This is a genomic window from Buchnera aphidicola (Nipponaphis monzeni) (assembly GCF_006741185.1).
In the GTDB taxonomy this organism is placed as follows: domain Bacteria; phylum Pseudomonadota; class Gammaproteobacteria; order Enterobacterales; family Enterobacteriaceae; genus Buchnera_H; species Buchnera_H aphidicola_T.
In genome coordinates this window covers 42,515-64,201 of record NZ_AP019379.1, presented here as the reverse complement: position 1 = coordinate 64,201, position 21,687 = coordinate 42,515, and the positions used below count along the sequence as shown (strand labels likewise).

The window sequence follows — 21,687 nt, the reverse complement described above, 5'->3', positions numbered from 1 at the left end:
TTTCAAGGACAAAATAAATGGGATTGTTATCTTCTTTTTTTAGTAATAAAAAAAATAATTTAAAATATACTATACAAATAGTAGCACCTATATCTGGAGAAATCATTCCTATTGAAAATGTACCAGATGAAATTTTTTCTAAGAAAATTGTAGGTGATGGAATAGCTATAAAACCTTCTGGGAAAAGTATTGTATCACCCGTAGATGGAATTATTCACAAAATTTTTAATACATTACATGCTTTTTCAATAAAATCTGATGATAATGTAGAATTATTTGTTCATTTTGGTATTGATACTGTGCAATTAAAAGGCAGGGGTTTTAAACGAAAAATAACACAACAAATGCGAGTAAAAAAAGGAGATTCAATTATAGATTATGATTTAAATTTTTTAAAAAAAAATGCTAAATCTATATTAACTCCAATTGTTATATCTAATATTGAGAAATTTAAAAGTTTAAAAAAAATGTCAGGAAAAGTTGTTGCTGGAAAAACTATAATAATGTTGATCGAAAAATAAATTTATTAATATTATAAACGGCACAATTTTAGTGCCGTTATTTATTATAATATGATAAAATTTATATTTTAAACATTGTTATAATAACAATAAATAAATTGTTTAGAGTAAAATATGATTTTTACTAATGATATTACTAGCATATTTAATATATTTATTATCGCAGTTATTGAAGCAATTACTGAAATTTTTCCTATATCTTCTACTTTGCATTTGATTTTATTTGGAAAACTAGTTAATATTAATTCTAATCAGATAATTTTTATTGAATCATTTGTACAATTAGGATCTGTTTTTTCTTTATTGATAATTTTTAAGAAAAAATGGATGGCAATATTTTATTTTTCGTTTAATAAATTAATTAAAACAAATTATCGATACAAAAATATAACAATATTACATATTTTTTTAAGTATTTTCCCTATTATTTTAATTGGTCTTTTAATTTATTCTAAAATAACATGTTTAACTAATTCAAAGAATATGTTATATTCTTTAATTATTGGTACTATGTTATTATTATTTAGTGAAATTATTGTAAAAAAAAATAAAAAAATTAAAAATCTGAAAAAGATATCTTATTTACAAGCATTTTTAATAGGTCTGATACAATGCATAGCATTATGTCCTGGGTGCTCTAGATTAGGAACTACAGTATCGGGCGCTATACTTTTAGGTGTTGAAAAATCCATTGCAGTAAATTATTCTTTTATCATTGCAATACCAATACTTTTCGGTGTATCTATTTTAAATATAATTGAATTATCAAAAGAAATATTATTTAAAAATTTTATCTTATATATTATTGGATTAATTATTTCTTTTTCAATTTCAATGTTAACAATAAGAAAAACATTATTTATAATTACAAATTATTCATTTTATCCCTTTATAATTTATAGAATTATTATTATAATATTATTTTTATTAATATAATTTAGATTTCCAAATATTAATAGCATTTATTCTATGTTGTATAAAAATTTTTCGTATAGCACATCCTTTTATATTTTTGAACATAATAATTTTTTTAATTGAAACGTTATGTGCAATATTAAATATTTCTTTTAAATAGTTTCCAGGTCTAAAAAAATTATTTCCAATATAAATGTTACTATCACGACAAATATAATTTATTAAAAAAGATAATTTGTCTATTACAATAGGTTTTCTCCAAGCATCAATTTTATAAAATAATTGCACAATAAATTCAGATGATTGATAACATAGAGTACATAAAAAATGTTGATGATTCATTATTAAGTTAGATAACTTTTTGATATAATTAGGAATGTTTAAACGTTTACATAGTTTGTTAATCATATTAATGATAAATAAATTGCGTAACAAAAGTGAATTATACGTAAAATAGTGGTTTGGTAAACTTAATTGTTGAAATAAATAAGCAAATTTGATATCAATTTCGTTAGTTACTAATGATATTTTAGCTAACGCTTTAAAACAAGTTTCATATAAATTTTGTGTAAGATTATATAAATGTATTTTTTTGTGAGTTAAAATGATTGCATGTAATTCAGGAAATAAAGATGGCAATACATGGCAATAGTGTAGAATTTGAAAAAATATGTGTGGATTATTAGTTTTCATGGCTTTTTCAGTTTCTTTCCAAATTCTATTGGGGTTTAAATATAATAATTCTTTACTATTTACTATTTTGTTCATTAATATTATTGTTTCTTCAGCAATTCTAAAACCTAAATGAAAAAATAAAGCTGCAAATCTAGCAACCCTTAATATTCTTAAAGGATCTTCTGAAAATGCAGGAGATATATGTCTTAAAATTTTTAATTTAATATCTTGAATACCATTAAATGGATCTATATAATTACCATATGTATCTTGCGCTATAGCATTAATAGTTAAATCTCTTCTTATCAAATCTTCTTTCAAAGTAACATTTGATGAGTAATTAACTTTAAATCCTTTATATCCTACTCCAAATTTTTGCTCTGTCCTAGCTAAAGCATATTCTTCATGTGTAATTGGATGTAAAAATACAGGAAAATTTTTACCTACTTGTTTAAAGTTTTTGAATAATAATTCTTCTGGAGTAGCTCCTACCACTACCCAGTCTTTATCAGTTGTTGGTATGTTAAGTAAATTATTTCTTATTGCTCCTCCAACTAGATATATTTTCAATTGTTTACTCCTTATTTAAAATTGTATTAATAATTTTATTTAGTATTATGTTTATAATAAAAAATTAATAATGTAGTCACAAAAAATTATTTATTCAGATATTGCAATATTTTTAATTATCAAATTTGAAACAACTGTTTTAGTTATTATTAACTAATTGTTAATTTTTTTTATAAAGTATTATAATGAATAACAAATTAACATTATTAAATACGTACATTTTAGTAAATAAAATTTTTTTTAAATTATTAAATTATATAATAATTTTATAGCATATAATTTATATAATATTTTTTAATAATAAGTATTGAATAATTGTAAGTGTATCATAAGAAATATAAGGTATACGAATATACAGTAAAGTAACGTCTGTTAATCATGGTTTGTTTTGTTAAATTAATTTAATCGTTAGTTATTAAAGTAATTTTCATAAAGTAATAGAATTAACTATGTATATCATAAATAAATAGAGTTACAAAAAAATAAATTTATTGAATAAATTTATTATAAATATGTTTTTAAAAATTTTATTAAAATAGTCGAAAAATTTTTTTATCAAGATGTTTTGCTGCTACTTATGTTTTATATAAAGGTTTTATTTATGAGAAAAAATTTGTTATCTAAGTTTGGAAATTCTAGTCAACGTATTAAAAATGCAATTAAATCTTTACAATTAGGGCATGGAATAATGTTATTAGATGATGAAAATAGAGAAAATGAAGGAGATTTAGTTTTTCCTAGTGAAACTATGACAATAGAGCAAATGGCATTAACTATTAGATATGGTAGTGGTATTGTATGTCTTTGCATTACAGAACGAATGCGTCAACAATTAGAATTACCAATGATGGTTGAAAAAAACACAAGTGCTTACGGTACTGGGTTTACCGTAACTATAGAATCAAAATATGGAATATCTACTGGTGTTTCAGCAAAAGATAGATTAACTACTATTACAACTGCTGTTTCTGATTGCGCTAAACCTAATGATTTAAATCGTCCTGGGCATGTTTTCCCAGTAAAAGCTCATGTAGAAGGTGTTCTTGCTAGACCTGGACATACAGAAGCATCTATTTTGTTAATGGAATTAGCAGGATTTAAATCATCTAGTGTAATTTGTGAATTAACAAATAAAGATGGATCTATGGCCAATACTCATCAAGTTATTCAATTTGCAAAATATAAAAAAATGAATGTATTAACTATTAAAGATTTAATTAATTATATTAAATAACTTTTTATTATATCATATATTAAATATGTTTGTATATTTTACATATAAAATTTTTTAAAAATATATAGTAAATTATTAATGATTAAGTAAGTAATTTTTAATGATTTATTTTTCATTAAACATGTAACTATATATTTATATAACTATATAGTACTTATAAAAAATTTATTTATATTTAAACATAATGATTAATAAATCATATTAATAAATTCGTTAATTATTTAATGTTTCAATGTTAATTAATTTTTTTTATAAGTACATCATTAAATATATTACTATATTATTTATATTAAAAATAATATACATATAAATATATACAATAATTTATTGTTATGTATATTATTTTAAATACTTATATATTATTTAAAATTTACATAAATCAGAAATGATCCAACTTGGTTTTATTACAATTTTAGGTTCTAAAAAATTACCACCTTTAAATCTTAACATTCCAGTTAAAGCTATCATTGCTGCATTATCTGTACAAAAATTAATATCAGCTAAAAATAGCTCATGGTTTTGTATTGTCGACATCATTTTTTTAAATTTATATCTTAATAGGTGATTAGCACTGACACCTCCTGCAATAATTAATCTTTTTATTTTTTTTAATTTAAGTGCTTTTTTACATTTAATTAACAATGTATCAACTATTGTTTCTTCAAATTCTTTAGCAATATCTGCACGAAATAATAAACTATAATCATTGTGTTTTTTTATTATTCGAGTAACATAGGTTTTTAAACCTGAAAAACTAAAATTAAATCCTTTGTGATGTATCATAGGTCTTGGAAAAACGAATTTTCCAGAAGTACCTTGTTTTGCTAACTCAGATAAATTTTTTCCTCCAGGGTAATTAATACCTAATAATTGAGCAATTTTATCAATAGTATCTCCTACTGAATCATCTAATGTGTTTCCTAATATTTTATATTCTCCTTTATTTTCAGATATAATTAATTGAGTATGTCCACCTGATACTAAAAGACCTAAAAATGGAAATTTAGGAAAATTAATACTTTTTCTATTTAACATGTAAGATAACAAATGTGCTTCCATATGATTCACTAAAATAATTGGAACGTTTATTGAAAATGCAAGAGAACTTGCAATAGTCGCTCCAACTATTAAAGAGCTTATTAATCCTGGCCCTGCTGTGTACGCTATAGCATCTAAATTATATTTGCTATTATAACGTACTTTTTTTAAAGCATCTTGCAACAATAACGTAATATTTTTATTGTGTTGACGAGCAGCTAATTCGGGTACTACTCCTCCATAACGAGAATGAATTTTAGATTGATTAATAACTTTGTTAAAAATTAATCCGTCGATATCATCATAAATGGCTACTCCTGTGTCATCACAAGAAGTTTCTATTCCCAATATTCGCATAATTTACATAATTTAATATACATAATAGATTTTCAAATATTAATCTAAAAAATAAAAAAATACCAACTTTGTTATTTAATTAATATTTTTTTAGGTTTAAAAATTTTCAAAATAATTTAAAACATAAAATTTATTTAAAGTATATAATAAACATTAATTATTTCTTAAAGAAAAATAACAATTTATGTTATTTAATATTTGTTAACTTAAAATAATAAAGGATGTTTATGCCTATAATTAAAATTAGAGAAAATGAACCTTTTGATGTAGCTTTAAGAAGATTTAAAAGGTCATGTGAAAAAGCAGGTATATTAGCTGAAATGAGAAAAAGAGAGTTTTATGAAAAACCGACCACGGAACGTAAAAGAGCTAAAGCTTCAGCTATTAAGCGATTAACAAAAAAATTGTCTAGAGAGAATAATAAGAGAATTCGTATGTATTAATATAATATAATTTATTATATAACTATTTAAAAACACTTACTAATATAACCGTATACGATACAAAACGGTTATATTAGAAATATTATAAAAAATTTATATGTTTAAAAAAATTTCAAAAAATATTATTTCTGAATTATTAGCTAAAACAAATATTGTAGAATTAATACAATCTAAAATAATTTTGAAAAAACGAGGTAAAGAATTTATTACCAAGTGTCCTTTTCATAATGATAATAATCCATCATTTACCGTAAGTTATGAAAAACAATTTTATTATTGTTTTGGATGTAATGCTCATGGAAATGCTATTGATTTTTTAATGCATTATGATAATCTAAGTTTTTTAGAAACTATAGAAGAACTATCTACTATACATGGTTTACAAATTTATAAAATCATACCTAATCAAATTAATAATATTAGATATACTTATAAAAATGAATTATATAATACGATGCAAAAAATATCTAAAATTTACGTAAATAATATAAATCAAAAACCTGGCAAAGTAGCATTACAATATTTGTACAATAGAGGAATTGATATTAACTTAATAAAGTTTTTTTCTATTGGGTATGTTTCTCAATTAACGTATAATTGTTTTAATGACTCTCAAAAAAAAATGTCAGTTGATAAATTAAAGTTAATTGATTCTGGTATTATTTTTGATAAAAAAGGTTGTTGTTATAATCGTTTTTATAAAAGAATTATTTTTCCTATTCGAGACAAACGTGGAAGAATTGGTGGATTTGGAGGTAGATCTTTACATAATGTTAAACCTAAGTATCTTAATTCTCCAGAAACTATTATTTTTAAAAAGAAGTATCAATTGTATGGTTTATATGAAGTTTTTAAAACAAACAATAAAATACATAAATTATTGGTAGTTGAAGGATACATAGATGTTATAATGTTGTTTCAATTCAATATTAATTATGCCGTTGCTACATTAGGAACATCTCTAACATCTGAAAATATACAAACTCTTTTTCGTATTACGGATACAATTATATATTGTTATGATGGAGATTCAGCAGGAAGAATAGCTGCATGGAAAGCATTAAAACTATCGTTACCATATTTATATGATAATAAAATACTTAAATTTATTTTCTTACCTGAAGGTGAAGATCCTGATAGTTTAATTCAAAAAGAAGGGCAAATAACTTTTGAATCAAGGATAAATAATGCAGTTCCTATGTCTAAATTTTTGTTTAAAAAATTACAACATAATATTAATTTAAATTATATAGAAGAAAAAAGTTATTTTAGTACTCAAATTATACCTTTAATACAAAAAATTCCAGGAAAAATTATAAAAATTTTATTATTTAAGAAATTAAGTGATAAAATAGGAATTGTTAATGATGTACAATTAAGATGTTTGTTTTTAAAGAAAAAAGCAAATATATATGCAGATAAGTTAACAAACATAAAATATACTACAATTAAAATACTTATGAGTTTATTAGTACAAAATCCTTGGCTAGTAAATAGTATTCCACAACCTTTTAAATTTGTACATTTTAAAATGCCTGGTGTACCTTTTTTTTTGGAGCTTTTAAATTTATGTATGAAATATTCATATATAAATACTGGGCAATTAATAGAATTTTATAGGCCTTCTAAAAAATTTGAAATAGTTAAAAAGATAGCAAAATGGGATAATATGATTGTAAATAATCAAATTGAAAATGTATTTTTAGATGCTTTAACTGATTTATGTAGTAAAGGATTGGAAATCAGGCAAGAAAATTTGATAATTAAAGAACGTGCACAAGGTTTAGATAAGAAAGAAAAAATAGAATTATGGAATATTAATAAAGAATTAGCTAAAGTGTAATTACTGAATATAAACATATTTTTTTATGTTTATATACAATTCGTGAATGTATAAATTTTATTTAATTTACTATAACAATAATACTTACCGTATTTTATTTTAAGACATAAATTATAAAAAATAATACATTTTATAAAATAAAGAATGTATAAAAAGTATATTTTTTATATCATTCATTATTGAATTCATCAACTAATTAAAATAATTAAATTATGGATATTATGTTATGGATAAAACCCCTCAATCGCAATTAAAATTACTTGTTATTCATGGTAAAGAACAAGGATTTCTTACTTACTCTGAAATCAACGATCAATTGTCTGATAATATTATAGAGTCTGATCAAATTGACCATATTATTCAAATGATTAATGATATGGGTATTCAGGTAGTTGAAGAAGCTCCCGATACGGATGATTTAATTTTAAGTAATACTAATACTGTAGATACAGACGAAGATGTAGTAGAAGCTGCTACTCAAGTATTATCTAATGTTGAATCGGATCCTGGACGTACAACGGATCCAATAAGAATATATATGAGAGAAATGGGTACAGTAGGTCTTTTAACAAGAAAAGGTGAAATTGATATAGCTAAACGTATTGAAGATGGTATTAATCAAATACAAAGTTCAATATCTGAGTATCCTAAATCGATAAATTATTTATTAGAACAGTATGATAAAGTTAAATGTAAAGAAATACGTTTGTCAGAGTTAATTACTGGATTTATAGACTGCAGTACAGAAGATCATATTACATCTTTAATGTCACATATAGGATCAGAATTATCATTAAGCAATAATTTAAATTTAAATTTAGTTGCTTCTAACGAAGAAGAAAATGAAAATTTAAATATCATTGATTCTAATTTAGCTAAAGATAAGTTTAATGAACTACAAAAACAATATGCAATAACTAATATTGCAATTAAATGCAATCATAGAAAACATTATAAAGCTGTCACTGAAATACGTAATTTATCGGAAATTTTTAAACAATTTAGATTGGTTCCAAAACAGTTTGATTATTTAGTTAATAATATGCGCCATGTTATGAAACGGATCAGATTTCATGAAAAAATGTTAGTACAATTATGTGTTGAACATTGTAAAATGCCTAAAATCATCTTAATACAATTATTTACAAAACAAGAGTCTAGTACTAATTGGGTGCAATTAGCATTGCAAATGAAAAAACCATGGTCTGAAAAATTAAATAAAATTAAGAAGAAAATTTATTCAATTTGTCATAAATTAATGCAAATTGAAACAGAAACTGGATTGACAATAGAAGAAATAAAAAATATTAATAAAAAAATGTCTTTAGGTGAAGCTAAAGCTAAGCGTGCAAAAAAAGAAATGGTGGAAGCTAATTTAAGATTAGTAATTTCTATTGCTAAAAAATATACTAATAGAGGATTACAATTTTTAGATTTAATTCAAGAAGGTAATATAGGTCTTATGAAAGCTGTTGATAAATTTGAATATCGAAGAGGGTACAAATTTTCTACTTATGCGACATGGTGGATTAGACAAGCTATTACCCGATCTATTGCTGATCAGGCTAGAACAATTCGTATTCCTGTTCATATGATTGAGACTATTAACAAATTAAATCGTATTTCTAGAAAAATGTTGCAAAAAATTGGTAGAGAACCAACTCCAGAAGAATTATCTGAAAAAATGTTAATTTCTGAAGATAAAATTAGAAAAGTATTAAAAATAGCTAAAGAACCTATATCTATGGAGACTCCAATTGGAGATGATGATGATTCGCATCTCGGAGATTTTATTGAAGATACTACATTAGAATTACCTTTAGATTCTGCTACATCTGAAAATTTACGGTCGGCTACACATCAAGTACTGTCTAGCTTAACAGATAGAGAAGCTAAAGTATTGAGAATGCGTTTTGGTATTGATATGAATACTGATCATACTTTAGAAGAAGTAGGTAAGCAATTTGATGTAACTCGTGAACGTATACGACAAATAGAAGCTAAAGCTTTAAGAAAATTAAGGCATCCTAGTAGATCTGAAATATTAAGAAGTTTTTTAGATGAACATTAATAATAAGGTAAATTTTTATATATGACGGTTATCGAATAAAGCTTCCTTTACGAATAAGGAAGCTTTATTGAATATTATTTATTTTTACTCAAATATCATTAACATAAAAATGTTATTTTATGTAATATTTTTTTATAAAATTATGTTGTTAGTAATATTTATTACTATCAATAAATATAAATTTATGTGTTATTTGTCAAATAAATTGTTTTTAAACATTATTATTTATAGTAATTTTAAGTTGAATGATAAAAAATATTAAAAGATGTATTTGTTTAAATAATTAAATATGGTAATAATTTTTTATTTAAATATTGTTATAAATATTTTAAATATTTTATTTAAAGTATAAATGTACTATAACATAAACTTATCCAAATATAAATTTAAATAAATTAATTTAATATTTAAAAACTTAATTTTTATAGATTTTTAATATTTTTATATATTATGTATAGTAGCAAAGTATTAATTCTAATCTAATAATTCTTTTTTTGCTTGATTAATTGCAATTTTGATTTGTGTAGAAGATACTCCACCAATAGAATTTCTTTTTTTAAATAACGAATCTATAGATAAATATCTATAAATGTCTTTTTCAATAACTTCACTATATTTTTTAAAAATAAATAATGGTAAAGATTCTAAAGTAGAATTTTCTTTAATTGCATGTAACACTAAACGACCTGCTATAGAATGTGACTCTCTAAAAGAAATACCTTTGCTAACTAAATAATCCGCTAATTCTGTCGCGTTAGAATATCCCATTCTAGCAGCTTTTTTACAATTAATATAATTAATTTTTATATTCTTTAAAACTAAACAAGACATTTTTAAACAATCATTCCAAGTTGTAATAGCATCAAAAAGTCCTTCTTTATCTTCCTGCATATCTTTATTATAAGATAAAGGTAACCCCTTTAAAATAACAAGTATACTAATTAAAGAACCGTATACTCTACCACATTTAGATCGTATTATTTCTAGTGCATCTGGATTTTTTTTTTGAGGCATTAATGAAGAACCTGTTGTTATATTATCAGATAATTCTATAAAATTTGATTCTCCTGAGTTGAAAAAAATTAAATCTTCAGAAAATCTAGATAAATGTAACATACTAATAGAAGCCACTGACAGTAATTCAACAACATAATCTCTATCAGAAACACTATCTAAACTATTTGCCGTAACAGATTTAAAATTCATTAATTTAGCTAATTTGTATCTATCAATATTCAAAGTAGTTCCTGCTAACGCTCCTGAACCTAAAGGACTAACATCTGTTCTTTTTAAAGTGTCGTTCAGTCGACTTTCATCTCTTTTTAACATTTCAAAATAGGCAAGGCACCAATGTGAAAAAGTTATAGGTTGTGCTCTTTGTAAATGTGTATAGCCTGGCATAATAGCGTCGTAAGTATTTTCAGCTAATTCCACAAATGATTTTTTTAAATGTTTAATACCACTGATTAAATTTATTATTTGAATTTTACACCATAACTTTAAATCTGTAGTAATTTGTTCATTTCTACTTCTTCCAGTATGAATTTTTTTTCCAAGGTTTCCTAAATCATTAATTAATTGATTTTCTATCCAACTATGAATATCTTCTGAATTACTACTTAATAAACTTTTAGAATTTAATGTTGTTTTTTTTAAAATTTTTTTTAAACTATGCTCTATTTTTTTTTGTTCTTCTTCACTTAAAATTTTACTATCTACTAATATTTTAGACCAAGCAATTGAAGCCAAAATTTCTTGTTGTAATAATTTATAATCAATTTTTAAAGAATCATTAAATTGTTTAAAAAAAATATTAGGTTTTTTTGTGAACCTTCCGCCCCAAAGTAACATACTTTTAACCTCTATTTGCATAATAAACATTTATTATAAAAAATATAGTTTTTAAATATCGTATTTATTTTTTTAATTTTTTAAATTTGATATATCGTTATTATCATTACAGGTAGCTCTCATTCTAGATGTAATAGAAAGGATTTTTATAAACCCTTCGGCATCCTTATGAGAATAACTTTTGTCTTCATTAAAAGTTGCTAATTCTTGAGAATAAAGTGAATTGGGAGATTTTTTTTGTACTACGATCACATTTCCTTTATATAATTTTATTATTACAGTTCCATTAATTAAATCAACTAAACATTTTATAGCATCTAATAATGAATGTCTCAAAGGAGTAAACCATTTCCCATCATATATAATATATGACATTTCTAATCCTATTTGAGTTTTCCATTTTACACATTCTTTATCTAATACTAGTTGTTCAATTGCTTGTATGGCTACTTTCATAATAGTACCTCCTGGCGTTTCATAACATCCTCTGGATTTTATACCAATCAAACGATTCTCTACTATATCAACTCTTCCAATACCATGAGTTGCTCCTATTTTATTTAATTTGTTTAAACAATCTAAAGAATTAACAATTTTATGATTTATAGATATAATATGTCCTTTATTTATTACTAACGTTAAAAATTCAGGATTATCTGGAGTATTAATAAGGTTTTTAGTAGTTATCCAGCAATTTTCTTGAGCTACGTTCCAAGGATTTTCAAGATCCCCTCCTTCAGTAGAGGTATGCCAAATATTTTCATCTCTGCTATAAATTTTTTTTAAAGTAACTGAAGTGTGAATATTTTTTAATTTTAAATATTTTAATAAATCTTGACGAGATTGTAATTTCCATTGCCTCCATGGGGCAATAATATCTAAATTTGGAGCTAATGATATATATGCATTTTCAAATCTAACTTGATCATTACCTTTTCCAGTAGATCCGTGACATACAGCTGAAGCGTGCAGTTTTAATGCTAATTTAATTTGAAATTTAGCAATTATAGGACGAGCAATAGCTGTTCCTAATAAATAATTTCCTTCATATATAGCTCCTGTATGTAACATTGGATAAATATATTCTTCAATAAATTTTTTTCTTAAATCAATTACATAACAGCTGGATGCTCCAGAGTTTATAGCTTTATCTTCAATGTTATTCAAGCTTTCTTGACTTTGTCCAATATTAGCAACATAAGCAATTACTTCAGCATTATAATTTTCTTTTAGCCAAGGTATAATCGCTGATGTATCTAAACCACCGGAATAAGCTAAAACAATTTTTTTTATTTTGTCTATTTTCATTTTTTATAATCTATCTGTTTTGTTAGTTAATTTATATGGTGACTCTTGTTCCAGTTGGTATCCCATTGAATAGTAATTCTAAACTTTTTATATCTTGCCAACTTGCAATGTCAACAGAATGACCTAAAGAATGAGCTGCATCTAATGCTGTACGCACTTTTATTATCATTCCGTTTGTAATTATACCCTTATGGATTAATTGTTCAGCTTTTTGAGGTGTTATTTTAGCAATACGTTGTCCTTTCCCATCTAAAATAGCGCTAACATCTGACAATAAAATTAAGTTAGCACGTAATGATATAGCTATGGCTGCTGCTGCTAAATCAGAATTTACATTCATTAGTCTACCGTCGTCAGTAATTCCTATAGAACTAATAATTGGTAATAATTTATTTTTTAAGAGAATATGATATAATAATGTAGAATGAGCTTTTGGAGTACCTACACAACCTATTTTTTCATTTACTTGATTAATAATCATACTATTTCCATCAGAGAGACACAAACCTACTGCATTTATTTCTTTTTTTTTTGCCCAACATAGCAATTTTTTATTTGCTGTTCCAGACAATAAACCTGTTATAATATCGATTTGACTTTCTGGGGTAATACGAATTCCATTTATTTTATTAATAGAAAAATTAAACTGCTTCATAAATTGATCTACTGATACACCACCTCCATGTACTATTAACAATGGACGACTATTAGATAGTTTATATTTTTTTAAAAAATTAAATAATTCATTCATTGCAGTAAAGTTATCTAATAATACTCCACCTATTTTAATAACTAATGGTTTGTCCACGATAGTAAACCTTATTTGATTAACGATTGTGTTTCAGGAAAGTTAAAACGAATATTGAAGCATTGAATAGCTTGTGTAGCTGCACCTTTCAATAAGTTATCTTCTGTAACAACAATAATAATATGTTGTTTTTTTACCACAAATCCAATATCACAAAATGGTAAGTTTAACACAGATTTTAAAGATGGTATTCCTGATTTATATGTGCGAATTAAAGGTTTGTTATTGTAAGCAATGTAATATGCATTAGTTATATCTTGTAAAACAATTCCTAATTTTAGTTGACATGTAATTGTTGCCAATATTCCTCTAGAAAAATTACCTAAATGAGGGGTAAATATAACTGGAATTCCTAAATGCGCAACAATTTCTGGTTGATGACGGTGTGTAAAAATATTGTAAGGATGTAAACTGACCTCACATACATTAGTTGTTAAAGTAGATTTACGACCTATTCCACTAACACCACTAGTAGCATTAATAATAGGAATTTGTTTTGTGTCAATTAATTTATATTTTACAATTGGTTTTAATCCTAATTGTACAGCAGTAGCATAGCAACCAGGAATTGCAATTAATTGAGCGCCGCGTATATGTCTATTGTTCCATTCTGGCAATCCGTATACAGATTTTTGTAACCAAGATATGTGTTTATGTTCAAAGTGATAATATTTTTTATAAATATTATGGTTATTTATTCTAAAAGCCCCAGAAAGATCAAATACAATTATTCCTTTTAAAAGAAAAATTGGAGCTAAAGTATGACTAACAATATGATCTGTTGCTAAAAAAACTGCATCTATTTTATTTATTATGTGTAACATATTATCACAAATAGGTTGTAAAGTTAACTCGATAATATTTTTAAATTGTTTATGTACATCTGATATTTTTTTCCCTGCATCTTGACTATTTTTTGAAACAAATAAAGCAACAATATTAACTTTTTTGTGAAAAAAAAGATATTTTGTTAATTCAGCACCTACATATCCACTAGCTCCTACAATTAAAACATTTATCATAAATTTTATACCTTTTGTATATTTTAAATATACTTAACATTTATTACATAATAATTAAACTGTAATTTAATTTTTTAGTATTTAATAAAAAAATAGTTTATGATATTAATATTACAACATATATTTTTATTGTTTAAATAATTGTTTTAACTAAATTTACATATATTAATATGAACTACAAAATTCCATTATTTTTAGAAATTTTTACGTCATTAATTCAAACTCCTTCTATTAGTTCAACAATACAAACAATAGATATGAGTAATAAAAATTTTATTGATTTATTATCAAATTACTTTAATGATTTAGATTTTTTTGTAAAACTTTATAAAGTTCCTCATACTATTAATAAATTTAATATGCTTGCTAGTAAAACAGTTGGAAATCGTGGAGGGTTGTTACTATCCGGGCATACTGATACTGTACCATATGATGACAATTTATGGGATTCTGATCCTTTTATTTTAACTAACAAAAATAATAAATATTATGGATTAGGTGTAGTAGATATGAAAGGATTTTTTGCTATTGTACTTGAAACGTTAAAATATATTTGCTTTAAAAAATTAAAAAGATCAATACATATTTTAGCTACTGCAGATGAAGAAACTACTATGTCAGGAGCTATTCATTTTACAAATAATACTTGTTTAAAACCTGATTGTATTATCATAGGAGAACCAACTTCTTTAATCCCTGTTATCTCTCATAAAGGTCATATGAGTATTTCAGTCATGGTTAAAGGGCAATCTGGGCATTCAAGTAATCCTAGTTTAGGGATTAATAGTATAGATATAATGTATGATGTAATATCAAAATTATTACAATTACGTACTTTTTTTAAAAAAAAATATATGTACAATGGGTTTAATATTAATTATCCAACTTTAAACTTAGGTAAAATTTATGGGGGGGATTCTGCAAATCGTATTTGTTCTTCATGTACTTTATTGTTGGACATTAGATATACTCCTAATATAGATACAAAAACAATTAATATATTAATTCTTAAATATTTAAATCCTATTATAAATAAATGGCCTCAAAGATTAGAAATTAAAAAAATACATGAAGATATCCCTAGTTATTATTATAAACATAGCAACATTTTTTTAAAAAAAATAGAAAATATAGTTAATAAATCAAGCATTTATGCTGATTATTGTACTGAAGCTTCTTTTTTACAAAAAATAGGACCAACCATTATTTTAGGGCCTGGATCAATAAATCAAGCTCATCAAAACAATGAATTTATAGATCAATCTTATATATCAATTACACGTAATATATTATGGGAACTAATTAATTATTTTTGTTTATAAAATAAAATACATATGTAATAATAATAACAACAAATATTGTAACATCTAATAAAATTATTATTTTAATAATATTAAGGATTTATGTTTATATTTTTACTTTAGAGATATAATAAAATATTATATTTATAATTTTGAGTGTTTTATAAAATTAATAATTAAATTAATTATGTAAGTAATATACTAAAGTATTAATACGATAAATAAACATTTTTAATGATTTAGGCAATGATAAATTGCACACATTGTATCTGCATTATTTAAAGTGTAAAAATGAAAAATTTTTACCCCTTCGCTATATAGTTTTTCTACTAAATCTATAGCTATAGAAGATCCTATTATTTTTTGAACATTATGATCATTTTGTGTTTGTTCAAAAATAGTATATATTTTTTTAGGAATACATATGTTAGTCATTGATAAAAATTTTTTTAATTGCTTAAAACTTAGTATAGGCAAAATACCAGGTATGATATCTACAGTAATACCAATTGCTATACAACGATCTCTAAATTTTAAATAACTATCAACATTGAAAAAAAATTGTGTTATTGCCCTACTAGCACCGTTATCTATTTTCTTTTTTAAATTTATTAAATCTGAAAATGGACTATGTGCTTCTGGATGTACTTCTGGGTATGCTGCTACAGAAATATCAAAATCAGCTACATTTTTTAATAAAGTAACTAAATCTGATGCATGCATATTAGAAGAATTATTTGTTTTAATAATGTTATCACCTCTTAAAGCTACAATACTTTTTATACCATTTTCCCAATAATTTAAAGCAATTTTTTTTAATTCATACGTATCAAAATTTATGCATGTAAGATGGGCTGCTGTTGTTATGTTAGTTTTTTTTTGTATTAATTTTGCTGTACTTAAAGTTAATTCTTCTGAATTACTACTAGAACTACAAGTAACAGAAAATAAATAAGGATTTAAAATATTTAATTTTAATATAGTATTATATAATTTTTTTTCAAGCAAATTATTTTTTGGTGGAAAAAATTCAAATGAGAATTTCATTTTTTATCTCTAAAAATAATGTGTGTTAATAATTGATATTATAATTAATTTATAAGAATAACGGTTTATAATTTTAAACAAATAAATTAATATATAAAAAATTAGTATTTTATTTATATTTTTTTAATATAAATGTATAATATTATTACATAATTATTTTTAATAATAATTTTTTTTTATTTAATTACTTCTTTAGTATTTTGATACTACTAATATTAATTTAATAATTTTATAGAATGTTGATTCTATATATAATATTTGATAATAATCAAGTATTATAAATAATAAAAGTATTTATATTTTGTTTTAATAAAATAATTAATACTTATTAAACCTTATTATATATATTTTAAAAAATAATGTTATTATACAAAAATTTTCCTTTAAAATCATTTCATACATTTTCTATTAGTAACATAATAGCTAAAAAAATTTTTATAGTTCATCTTCTTGAAGAATTAAAACAAGTATATAACGAATGTATTGTTAATAATCTTCCTTTTGTAATTTTAGGTGAAGGTAGTAATACATTATTTATAGAAAATTATTTAGGAATAGTTATTATTAATAAAGTTCAAGGGTTACGCGTACTTAGTAAAAAAAAATTTTGGTTAATACATATTTATTCTGGAGAAAAATGGCATAATGTAGTAAAAAAAACATTGAAAATAGGTATATATGGTTTAGAAAATTTAGCTTTTATACCTGGTTGTGTAGGATCCTCTGTCATTCAAAACATTGGAGCCTATGGTATGGAGATAAAAGATATATGTTTATATGTAGATATATTATATTATAAAAATTTTAAAATACAACGTATCAATGCTAAAGATTGTCAATTTAATTACCGTTATAGCATATTCCAAAATAAATTAAAAAAATTCGTTATTATAGCTGTTGGATTAGGTTTAAAAAAAAAATGGGTACCTAATTTATCTCATATTGTTTTCAAAAATTTTAATTGTACAAATGTATTACCTCAGAAAATTTTTAATTTTATAGGTGTAATTCGAAAAAAAAAATACCTAATTATAAAATTTTAGGTAATGTTGGTAGTTTCTTTAAAAATCCAATTGTTACTATTCATCGGTTTCAAAATATACAAAAGAATTTTAGTATATTACCATATTATAAATTAGACAATTATAAGATTAAGTTATCTGCTGGATGGCTGATTAGACAATGTGGGTTAGCAGGTTATAGTATAGGAGGCGCTAAAACATATTTTGAAAATCCTATAATTATAGTTAATAATAATTGTGCTAATATTAATAATATTTTGAATTTATCAAAAAAAATTTTTTATACAATTAAAAAAAAATTTAATATTTCTATTAAATTAGAAGTAACATTAATTGGGAAGAAAAATCCCATAAATTTTATAGATATTATTACAAATAATAATTTTTAATATTAAATAAAAAAATTTTATTGAATATTATATATAGATAATTTACTTTAATAAACATTAAATAATTTAAATATTAATTTGAATATTTTTTAAAAAATATGAGTAAATAATATTCAAAGTACATTAAAAAAGATAATATTTAGTTATAATAACATCTTATATTGTATCAATTATATTTAGTAAATAGTTTATCAATATTGACAAAAATAAATTTTTGTTAAATAAATATAAAATATGTATTGCCAAACTATCTATATCTCCGTTACAATACGAGTAATATGTTAGCCGGCTTAGCTCAGTAGGTAGAGCAACTGACTTGTAATCAGTAGGTCACCAGTTCGATTCCGGTAGCCGGCATTAACAAGTGGTGTTAAATATTTTTTAAAATATTCGAATTAAGGTGGGATTCCCGAGTGGCTAAAGGGAGCAGACTGTAAATCTGCCGTCAGTAGACTTCGAAGGTTCGAATCCTTCTCCCACCAAGGTACATTTAAAAAATCTTATCTTATTATAAGATATCTTTGCGGATATCATATAATGGTTATTATCTCAGCCTTCCAAGCTGATGATGCGGGTTCGATTCCCGCTATCCGCTCCAAAATTGCTGGTATAGCTCAGTAGGTAGAGCACACCTTTGGTATAGGTGAGGTCCTCAGTTCAAATCTGTGTATCAGCACCATCTACAATATAGATTATTAAATTTGTTACTATTAAATAACGTTTAAAAAAAATATTATTATAAACGTTAATAATAGTTGTACTTAAATCGTATATAATGTATACAATTTATATTCATAACAAATTGTATACTCACAATAATTAATATAAAACAATAAAATTGTGTAATACTCCAAGTTATTATTTAAGTTCCATTTTATGAAAGATTTCATTTTAAACAATTTATACACACTTTATAATAAATAGTATTTTAATTATATTTTTTAGTTAAAAAAAAAAATTATTTTTGAGATTATAAAATGAAATATAAGAACCACCGTCACTTAAAAAAACACAAAAATTATGAAAAGGTAAAATGGCTACTTATATTTTTTATTATTATAGTAACATTATTAACGAATCATTTTTTTAAAAATTGTAATTTAGTTGTTAAATACACAATGTTAACTATTATTACAGGAATTAATATAATATTTTTTTACTCTACTAAAAAAGGTAAAAAAATTCTATTGTTTATTCAAGAATCTACAAACGAATTTTATAAAATTACATGGCCTACTAAACAGGAAACGTTCTATACTACTTTAATTATATTAATAGTAGCAATTTTTATATCTTTTATTTTATGGTTATTAGATAGTATTATATTTTATTTTATTTCTTATATTATTGCTTGAAGGTAATACAATGCATGATTTAAAAAAAAAGTGGTATGTTTTACAATCATTTTCTGGATTCGAAATTAAAGTAGCTCAATCAATACGTGAATATATTAAAATAAATAAAATGGAAAATATATTTGGAAAAGTAATGGTCCCTACAGAGGAAGTGATAGAAATTAGAGGTGGACAAAAAAGAAAAAGTGAGTATAAATTCTTTCCAGGGTATATTTTATTACAAATGATCATGAATAATTCTAGTTGGCATTTAGTTCGTAATATACCTAAAGTTATGGGATTTATTGGAGGTACTTCAGATAAACCTTCTCCTATCAGTGAAAAAGAAGTTAATGCTATTATTAATAGATTAGAAAATATAGGAGATAAACCTAGACCTAAAACAATTTTTGAACCTGGAGAAACAGTTAGAGTCAATCATGGGCCATTTTCAGATTTTAATGGAATAGTAGAAAATGTGGATTATGATAAAAATCGATTAACAGTTTCTGTATCTATATTTGGTAGAGCAACTCCAGTAGAATTAAATTTTTCACAAGTAGAAAAAAATTAAGTAAAATATACTATATAAATTATTTTTTATATATGCATTTTTTAACGTAAGAAATTATTTTTTAATATATTCATATTTATAAAAAATATCTTAATTAGGAAAAAATTAATGGAAAAAAAAATAAATGGTTATATAAAGTTACAAATTGCCGCCGGTATGGCAAACCCTAGTCCACCTGTAGGTCCAGCATTAGGTCAAAAAGGAGTAAATATTATGGAATTTTGTAAACAATTTAACTCAAAAACAAATAATATGGAGAAAGGAATTCCAACTCCAGTTGTAGTTACAATTTATTCGGATAAAACTTTTAAATTTATTATTAAAACTCCTCCTGCTTCTATTTTATTAAAAAAAGCAGCTAATATTACTGCTGGTTCTAGTACACCACACAATAAAAAAGTAGGAAAAATTACTAAAAAACAATTGTACGAAATAGCACAAAATAAATTAAAAGATATGACGGGCTCTAATCTTGAAAAAATAGCTCGATCAATTGAAGGTACTGCTAATTCTATGGGATTAGTTGTAGAAGATTAACATATGAAAAAAATTAGTAAAAGATTACAACATATAAAAAAAAATATTAATAATAAAAATTATTATACAATAGATGAAGCAATTAACGTACTTAAAAAATATGCTACAGCGAAATTTAATGAAAGTATAGATGTTGCTATTCAATTAGGAATTAATCCAAAAAAAACAGAACAAAACATACGTAATTCTACTATATTACCTCATGGAATTGGTCGAACTATTAAAATTGCAGTGTTTACTCAAGGTTTAAATGTTGAAATAGCTAAACAATCCGGAGCTGATTTTGTAGGACTGGAAAATTTATTAAATGATATTAAAAATAAAAAAATAAAATTTGATATTGTAATGGCGACACCAGATGCTATGTCTACAGTTGGAAAGTTAGGTGCTGTTTTAGGACCTAAAGGATTAATGCCGAATCCAAAAATTGGAACTGTAACTGATAATATATCAAAAGCTATTAAAAATGCTAAAAATGGACAAATATTTTATCGTACTGATAAAAGTGGAATTATACATGTAAGCATCGGAAAGATAAATTTTGAACGATATAAAATAAAAGAAAATTTATATATTTTGCTTTCATCTATCAAAAAAAATAAATCATCACAATGTAAAGGTACATTTTTTAAAAAAATTATATTATCAACAACTATGGGATTACCTATTTCTATAGATTTTGCAAGTTTAACGGAAATTATTAATTAGTTGATGTTTTTTTTATAATGATACTATATATTGTTTTATTTTAATAATTTTTATTGATATAAATGACATAATTATATTAAATTTAACAATATTAAATTTAATTACTTTAATGTTAACAC

General features: G+C 23.5%; 20 protein-coding genes and 4 tRNA genes. 17 read left to right on the top strand and 7 right to left on the bottom strand.

The window, feature by feature from the left end; genetic code table 11:
* Nucleotides 1–17 precede the first annotated feature (17 nt).
* Both crr and BUCNMO_RS00270 read left to right on the top strand, forming a co-directional pair.
* A complete protein-coding gene (crr, locus tag BUCNMO_RS00275; protein ID WP_158344533.1) occupies nt 18–521 on the top strand; it encodes a PTS glucose transporter subunit IIA in 504 nt (167 codons plus the stop codon).
* A gap of 114 nt (nt 522–635) precedes the next feature.
* The gene (locus BUCNMO_RS00270; protein WP_158344531.1) at nt 636–1,457 is read left to right on the top strand and encodes an undecaprenyl-diphosphate phosphatase; all 822 of its coding nucleotides are present in this window, start codon (nt 636–638) and stop codon (nt 1,455–1,457) included.
* On the opposite strand, the gene BUCNMO_RS00265 is transcribed toward BUCNMO_RS00270, so the two are convergent.
* Nucleotides 1,449–2,681 carry a tRNA CCA-pyrophosphorylase gene (locus BUCNMO_RS00265; RefSeq protein WP_158344529.1) on the bottom strand — a complete coding sequence of 411 codons (1,233 nt, stop codon included), beginning with the start codon at nt 2,679–2,681 and terminating at the stop codon, nt 1,449–1,451. The genes BUCNMO_RS00270 and BUCNMO_RS00265 overlap by 9 nt on opposite strands.
* A 601-nt stretch (nt 2,682–3,282) precedes the next feature.
* On the opposite strand from BUCNMO_RS00265, the gene ribB reads away from it, so the two are divergent.
* Nucleotides 3,283–3,915 carry a 3,4-dihydroxy-2-butanone-4-phosphate synthase gene (gene ribB, locus BUCNMO_RS00260; protein WP_158344527.1) on the top strand — a complete coding sequence of 211 codons (633 nt, stop codon included), beginning with the start codon at nt 3,283–3,285 and terminating at the stop codon, nt 3,913–3,915.
* 363 nt (nt 3,916–4,278) lie between these two features.
* On the opposite strand, the gene tsaD is transcribed toward ribB, so the two are convergent.
* On the bottom strand, nt 4,279–5,310 hold the full coding sequence (gene tsaD, locus BUCNMO_RS00255; protein WP_158344526.1) for a tRNA (adenosine(37)-N6)-threonylcarbamoyltransferase complex transferase subunit TsaD: 1,032 nt from the start codon (nt 5,308–5,310) through the stop codon (nt 4,279–4,281).
* A 227-nt stretch (nt 5,311–5,537) separates the two neighbouring features.
* Between tsaD and rpsU the strand changes: the two genes are divergently transcribed.
* The 3 genes from rpsU to rpoD all read left to right on the top strand — a co-directional run bounded on the left by rpsU (nt 5,538) and on the right by rpoD (nt 9,667).
* A complete protein-coding gene (gene rpsU, locus BUCNMO_RS00250; RefSeq protein WP_158344524.1) occupies nt 5,538–5,753 on the top strand; it encodes a 30S ribosomal protein S21 in 216 nt (71 codons plus the stop codon).
* A 97-nt stretch (nt 5,754–5,850) separates the two neighbouring features.
* Nucleotides 5,851–7,596, top strand: a complete 1,746-nt coding sequence (gene dnaG, locus BUCNMO_RS00245; protein WP_158344522.1) for a DNA primase — start codon at nt 5,851–5,853, stop codon at nt 7,594–7,596.
* 226 nt (nt 7,597–7,822) lie between these two features.
* On the top strand, nt 7,823–9,667 hold the full coding sequence (gene rpoD, locus BUCNMO_RS00240) for an RNA polymerase sigma factor RpoD (protein ID WP_158344520.1): 1,845 nt from the start codon (nt 7,823–7,825) through the stop codon (nt 9,665–9,667).
* Nucleotides 9,668–10,141: 474 nt separating this feature from the next.
* Here rpoD and argH read toward each other — a convergent pair whose 3' ends face one another.
* The 4 genes from argH to argC form a co-directional block, all read right to left on the bottom strand.
* Nucleotides 10,142–11,518 (bottom strand): argininosuccinate lyase, encoded by a 1,377-nt coding sequence (argH, locus tag BUCNMO_RS00235; protein WP_158344518.1) that lies wholly within the window; start codon nt 11,516–11,518, stop codon nt 10,142–10,144.
* A gap of 72 nt (nt 11,519–11,590) precedes the next feature.
* Nucleotides 11,591–12,826, bottom strand: a complete 1,236-nt coding sequence (locus tag BUCNMO_RS00230; protein ID WP_158344516.1) for an argininosuccinate synthase — start codon at nt 12,824–12,826, stop codon at nt 11,591–11,593.
* A gap of 31 nt (nt 12,827–12,857) precedes the next feature.
* Nucleotides 12,858–13,634, bottom strand: coding sequence for an acetylglutamate kinase (argB, locus tag BUCNMO_RS00225; protein ID WP_158344514.1), 777 nt, complete (start codon nt 13,632–13,634; stop codon nt 12,858–12,860).
* Between the two features lie 11 nt (nt 13,635–13,645).
* Nucleotides 13,646–14,656 carry an N-acetyl-gamma-glutamyl-phosphate reductase gene (gene argC / locus BUCNMO_RS00220; RefSeq protein WP_158344512.1) on the bottom strand — a complete coding sequence of 337 codons (1,011 nt, stop codon included), beginning with the start codon at nt 14,654–14,656 and terminating at the stop codon, nt 13,646–13,648.
* Between the two features lie 170 nt (nt 14,657–14,826).
* Between argC and argE the strand changes: the two genes are divergently transcribed.
* Entirely contained in the window at nt 14,827–15,978 is a 1,152-nt protein-coding gene (argE, locus tag BUCNMO_RS00215) for an acetylornithine deacetylase (RefSeq protein ID WP_158344510.1), read from the top strand.
* A 210-nt stretch (nt 15,979–16,188) separates the two neighbouring features.
* Here argE and metF read toward each other — a convergent pair whose 3' ends face one another.
* On the bottom strand, nt 16,189–17,004 hold the full coding sequence (gene metF / locus BUCNMO_RS00210; RefSeq protein WP_158344508.1) for a methylenetetrahydrofolate reductase [NAD(P)H]: 816 nt from the start codon (nt 17,002–17,004) through the stop codon (nt 16,189–16,191).
* Between the two features lie 359 nt (nt 17,005–17,363).
* Here metF and murB point away from each other — a divergent pair, with 359 nt between their 5' ends.
* The 10 genes from murB (at nt 17,364) to rplA (ending at nt 21,568) form a co-directional block, all read left to right on the top strand.
* Nucleotides 17,364–18,047 carry a UDP-N-acetylmuramate dehydrogenase gene (gene murB, locus BUCNMO_RS00205; protein WP_158344506.1) on the top strand — a complete coding sequence of 228 codons (684 nt, stop codon included), beginning with the start codon at nt 17,364–17,366 and terminating at the stop codon, nt 18,045–18,047.
* Nucleotides 18,026–18,415: a hypothetical protein gene (locus tag BUCNMO_RS02475; protein WP_158345263.1), complete on the top strand. Its 390-nt coding sequence runs from the start codon at nt 18,026–18,028 to the stop codon at nt 18,413–18,415. The genes murB and BUCNMO_RS02475 overlap by 22 nt, the downstream gene beginning before the upstream one ends.
* Nucleotides 18,416–18,699: 284 nt before the next feature.
* Nucleotides 18,700–18,772 (top strand) — tRNA-Thr (locus tag BUCNMO_RS00195).
* 42 nt (nt 18,773–18,814) lie between these two features.
* Nucleotides 18,815–18,897 (top strand) — tRNA-Tyr (locus BUCNMO_RS00190).
* 41 nt (nt 18,898–18,938) lie between these two features.
* Nucleotides 18,939–19,013, top strand: a tRNA-Gly gene (locus BUCNMO_RS00185).
* Between the two features lie 5 nt (nt 19,014–19,018).
* A tRNA-Thr gene (locus BUCNMO_RS00180) sits at nt 19,019–19,094 on the top strand.
* Nucleotides 19,095–19,392: 298 nt separating this feature from the next.
* Entirely contained in the window at nt 19,393–19,770 is a 378-nt protein-coding gene (secE, locus tag BUCNMO_RS00175; protein ID WP_158344504.1) for a preprotein translocase subunit SecE, read from the top strand.
* Nucleotides 19,771–19,780: 10 nt separating this feature from the next.
* Nucleotides 19,781–20,323 carry a transcription termination/antitermination protein NusG gene (gene nusG / locus BUCNMO_RS00170; protein ID WP_158344502.1) on the top strand — a complete coding sequence of 181 codons (543 nt, stop codon included), beginning with the start codon at nt 19,781–19,783 and terminating at the stop codon, nt 20,321–20,323.
* 108 nt (nt 20,324–20,431) lie between these two features.
* Entirely contained in the window at nt 20,432–20,860 is a 429-nt protein-coding gene (rplK, locus tag BUCNMO_RS00165; protein ID WP_158344500.1) for a 50S ribosomal protein L11, read from the top strand.
* Between the two features lie 3 nt (nt 20,861–20,863).
* Nucleotides 20,864–21,568 (top strand): 50S ribosomal protein L1, encoded by a 705-nt coding sequence (rplA, locus tag BUCNMO_RS00160; protein WP_158344498.1) that lies wholly within the window; start codon nt 20,864–20,866, stop codon nt 21,566–21,568.
* Nucleotides 21,569–21,687: the final 119 nt, after the last annotated feature.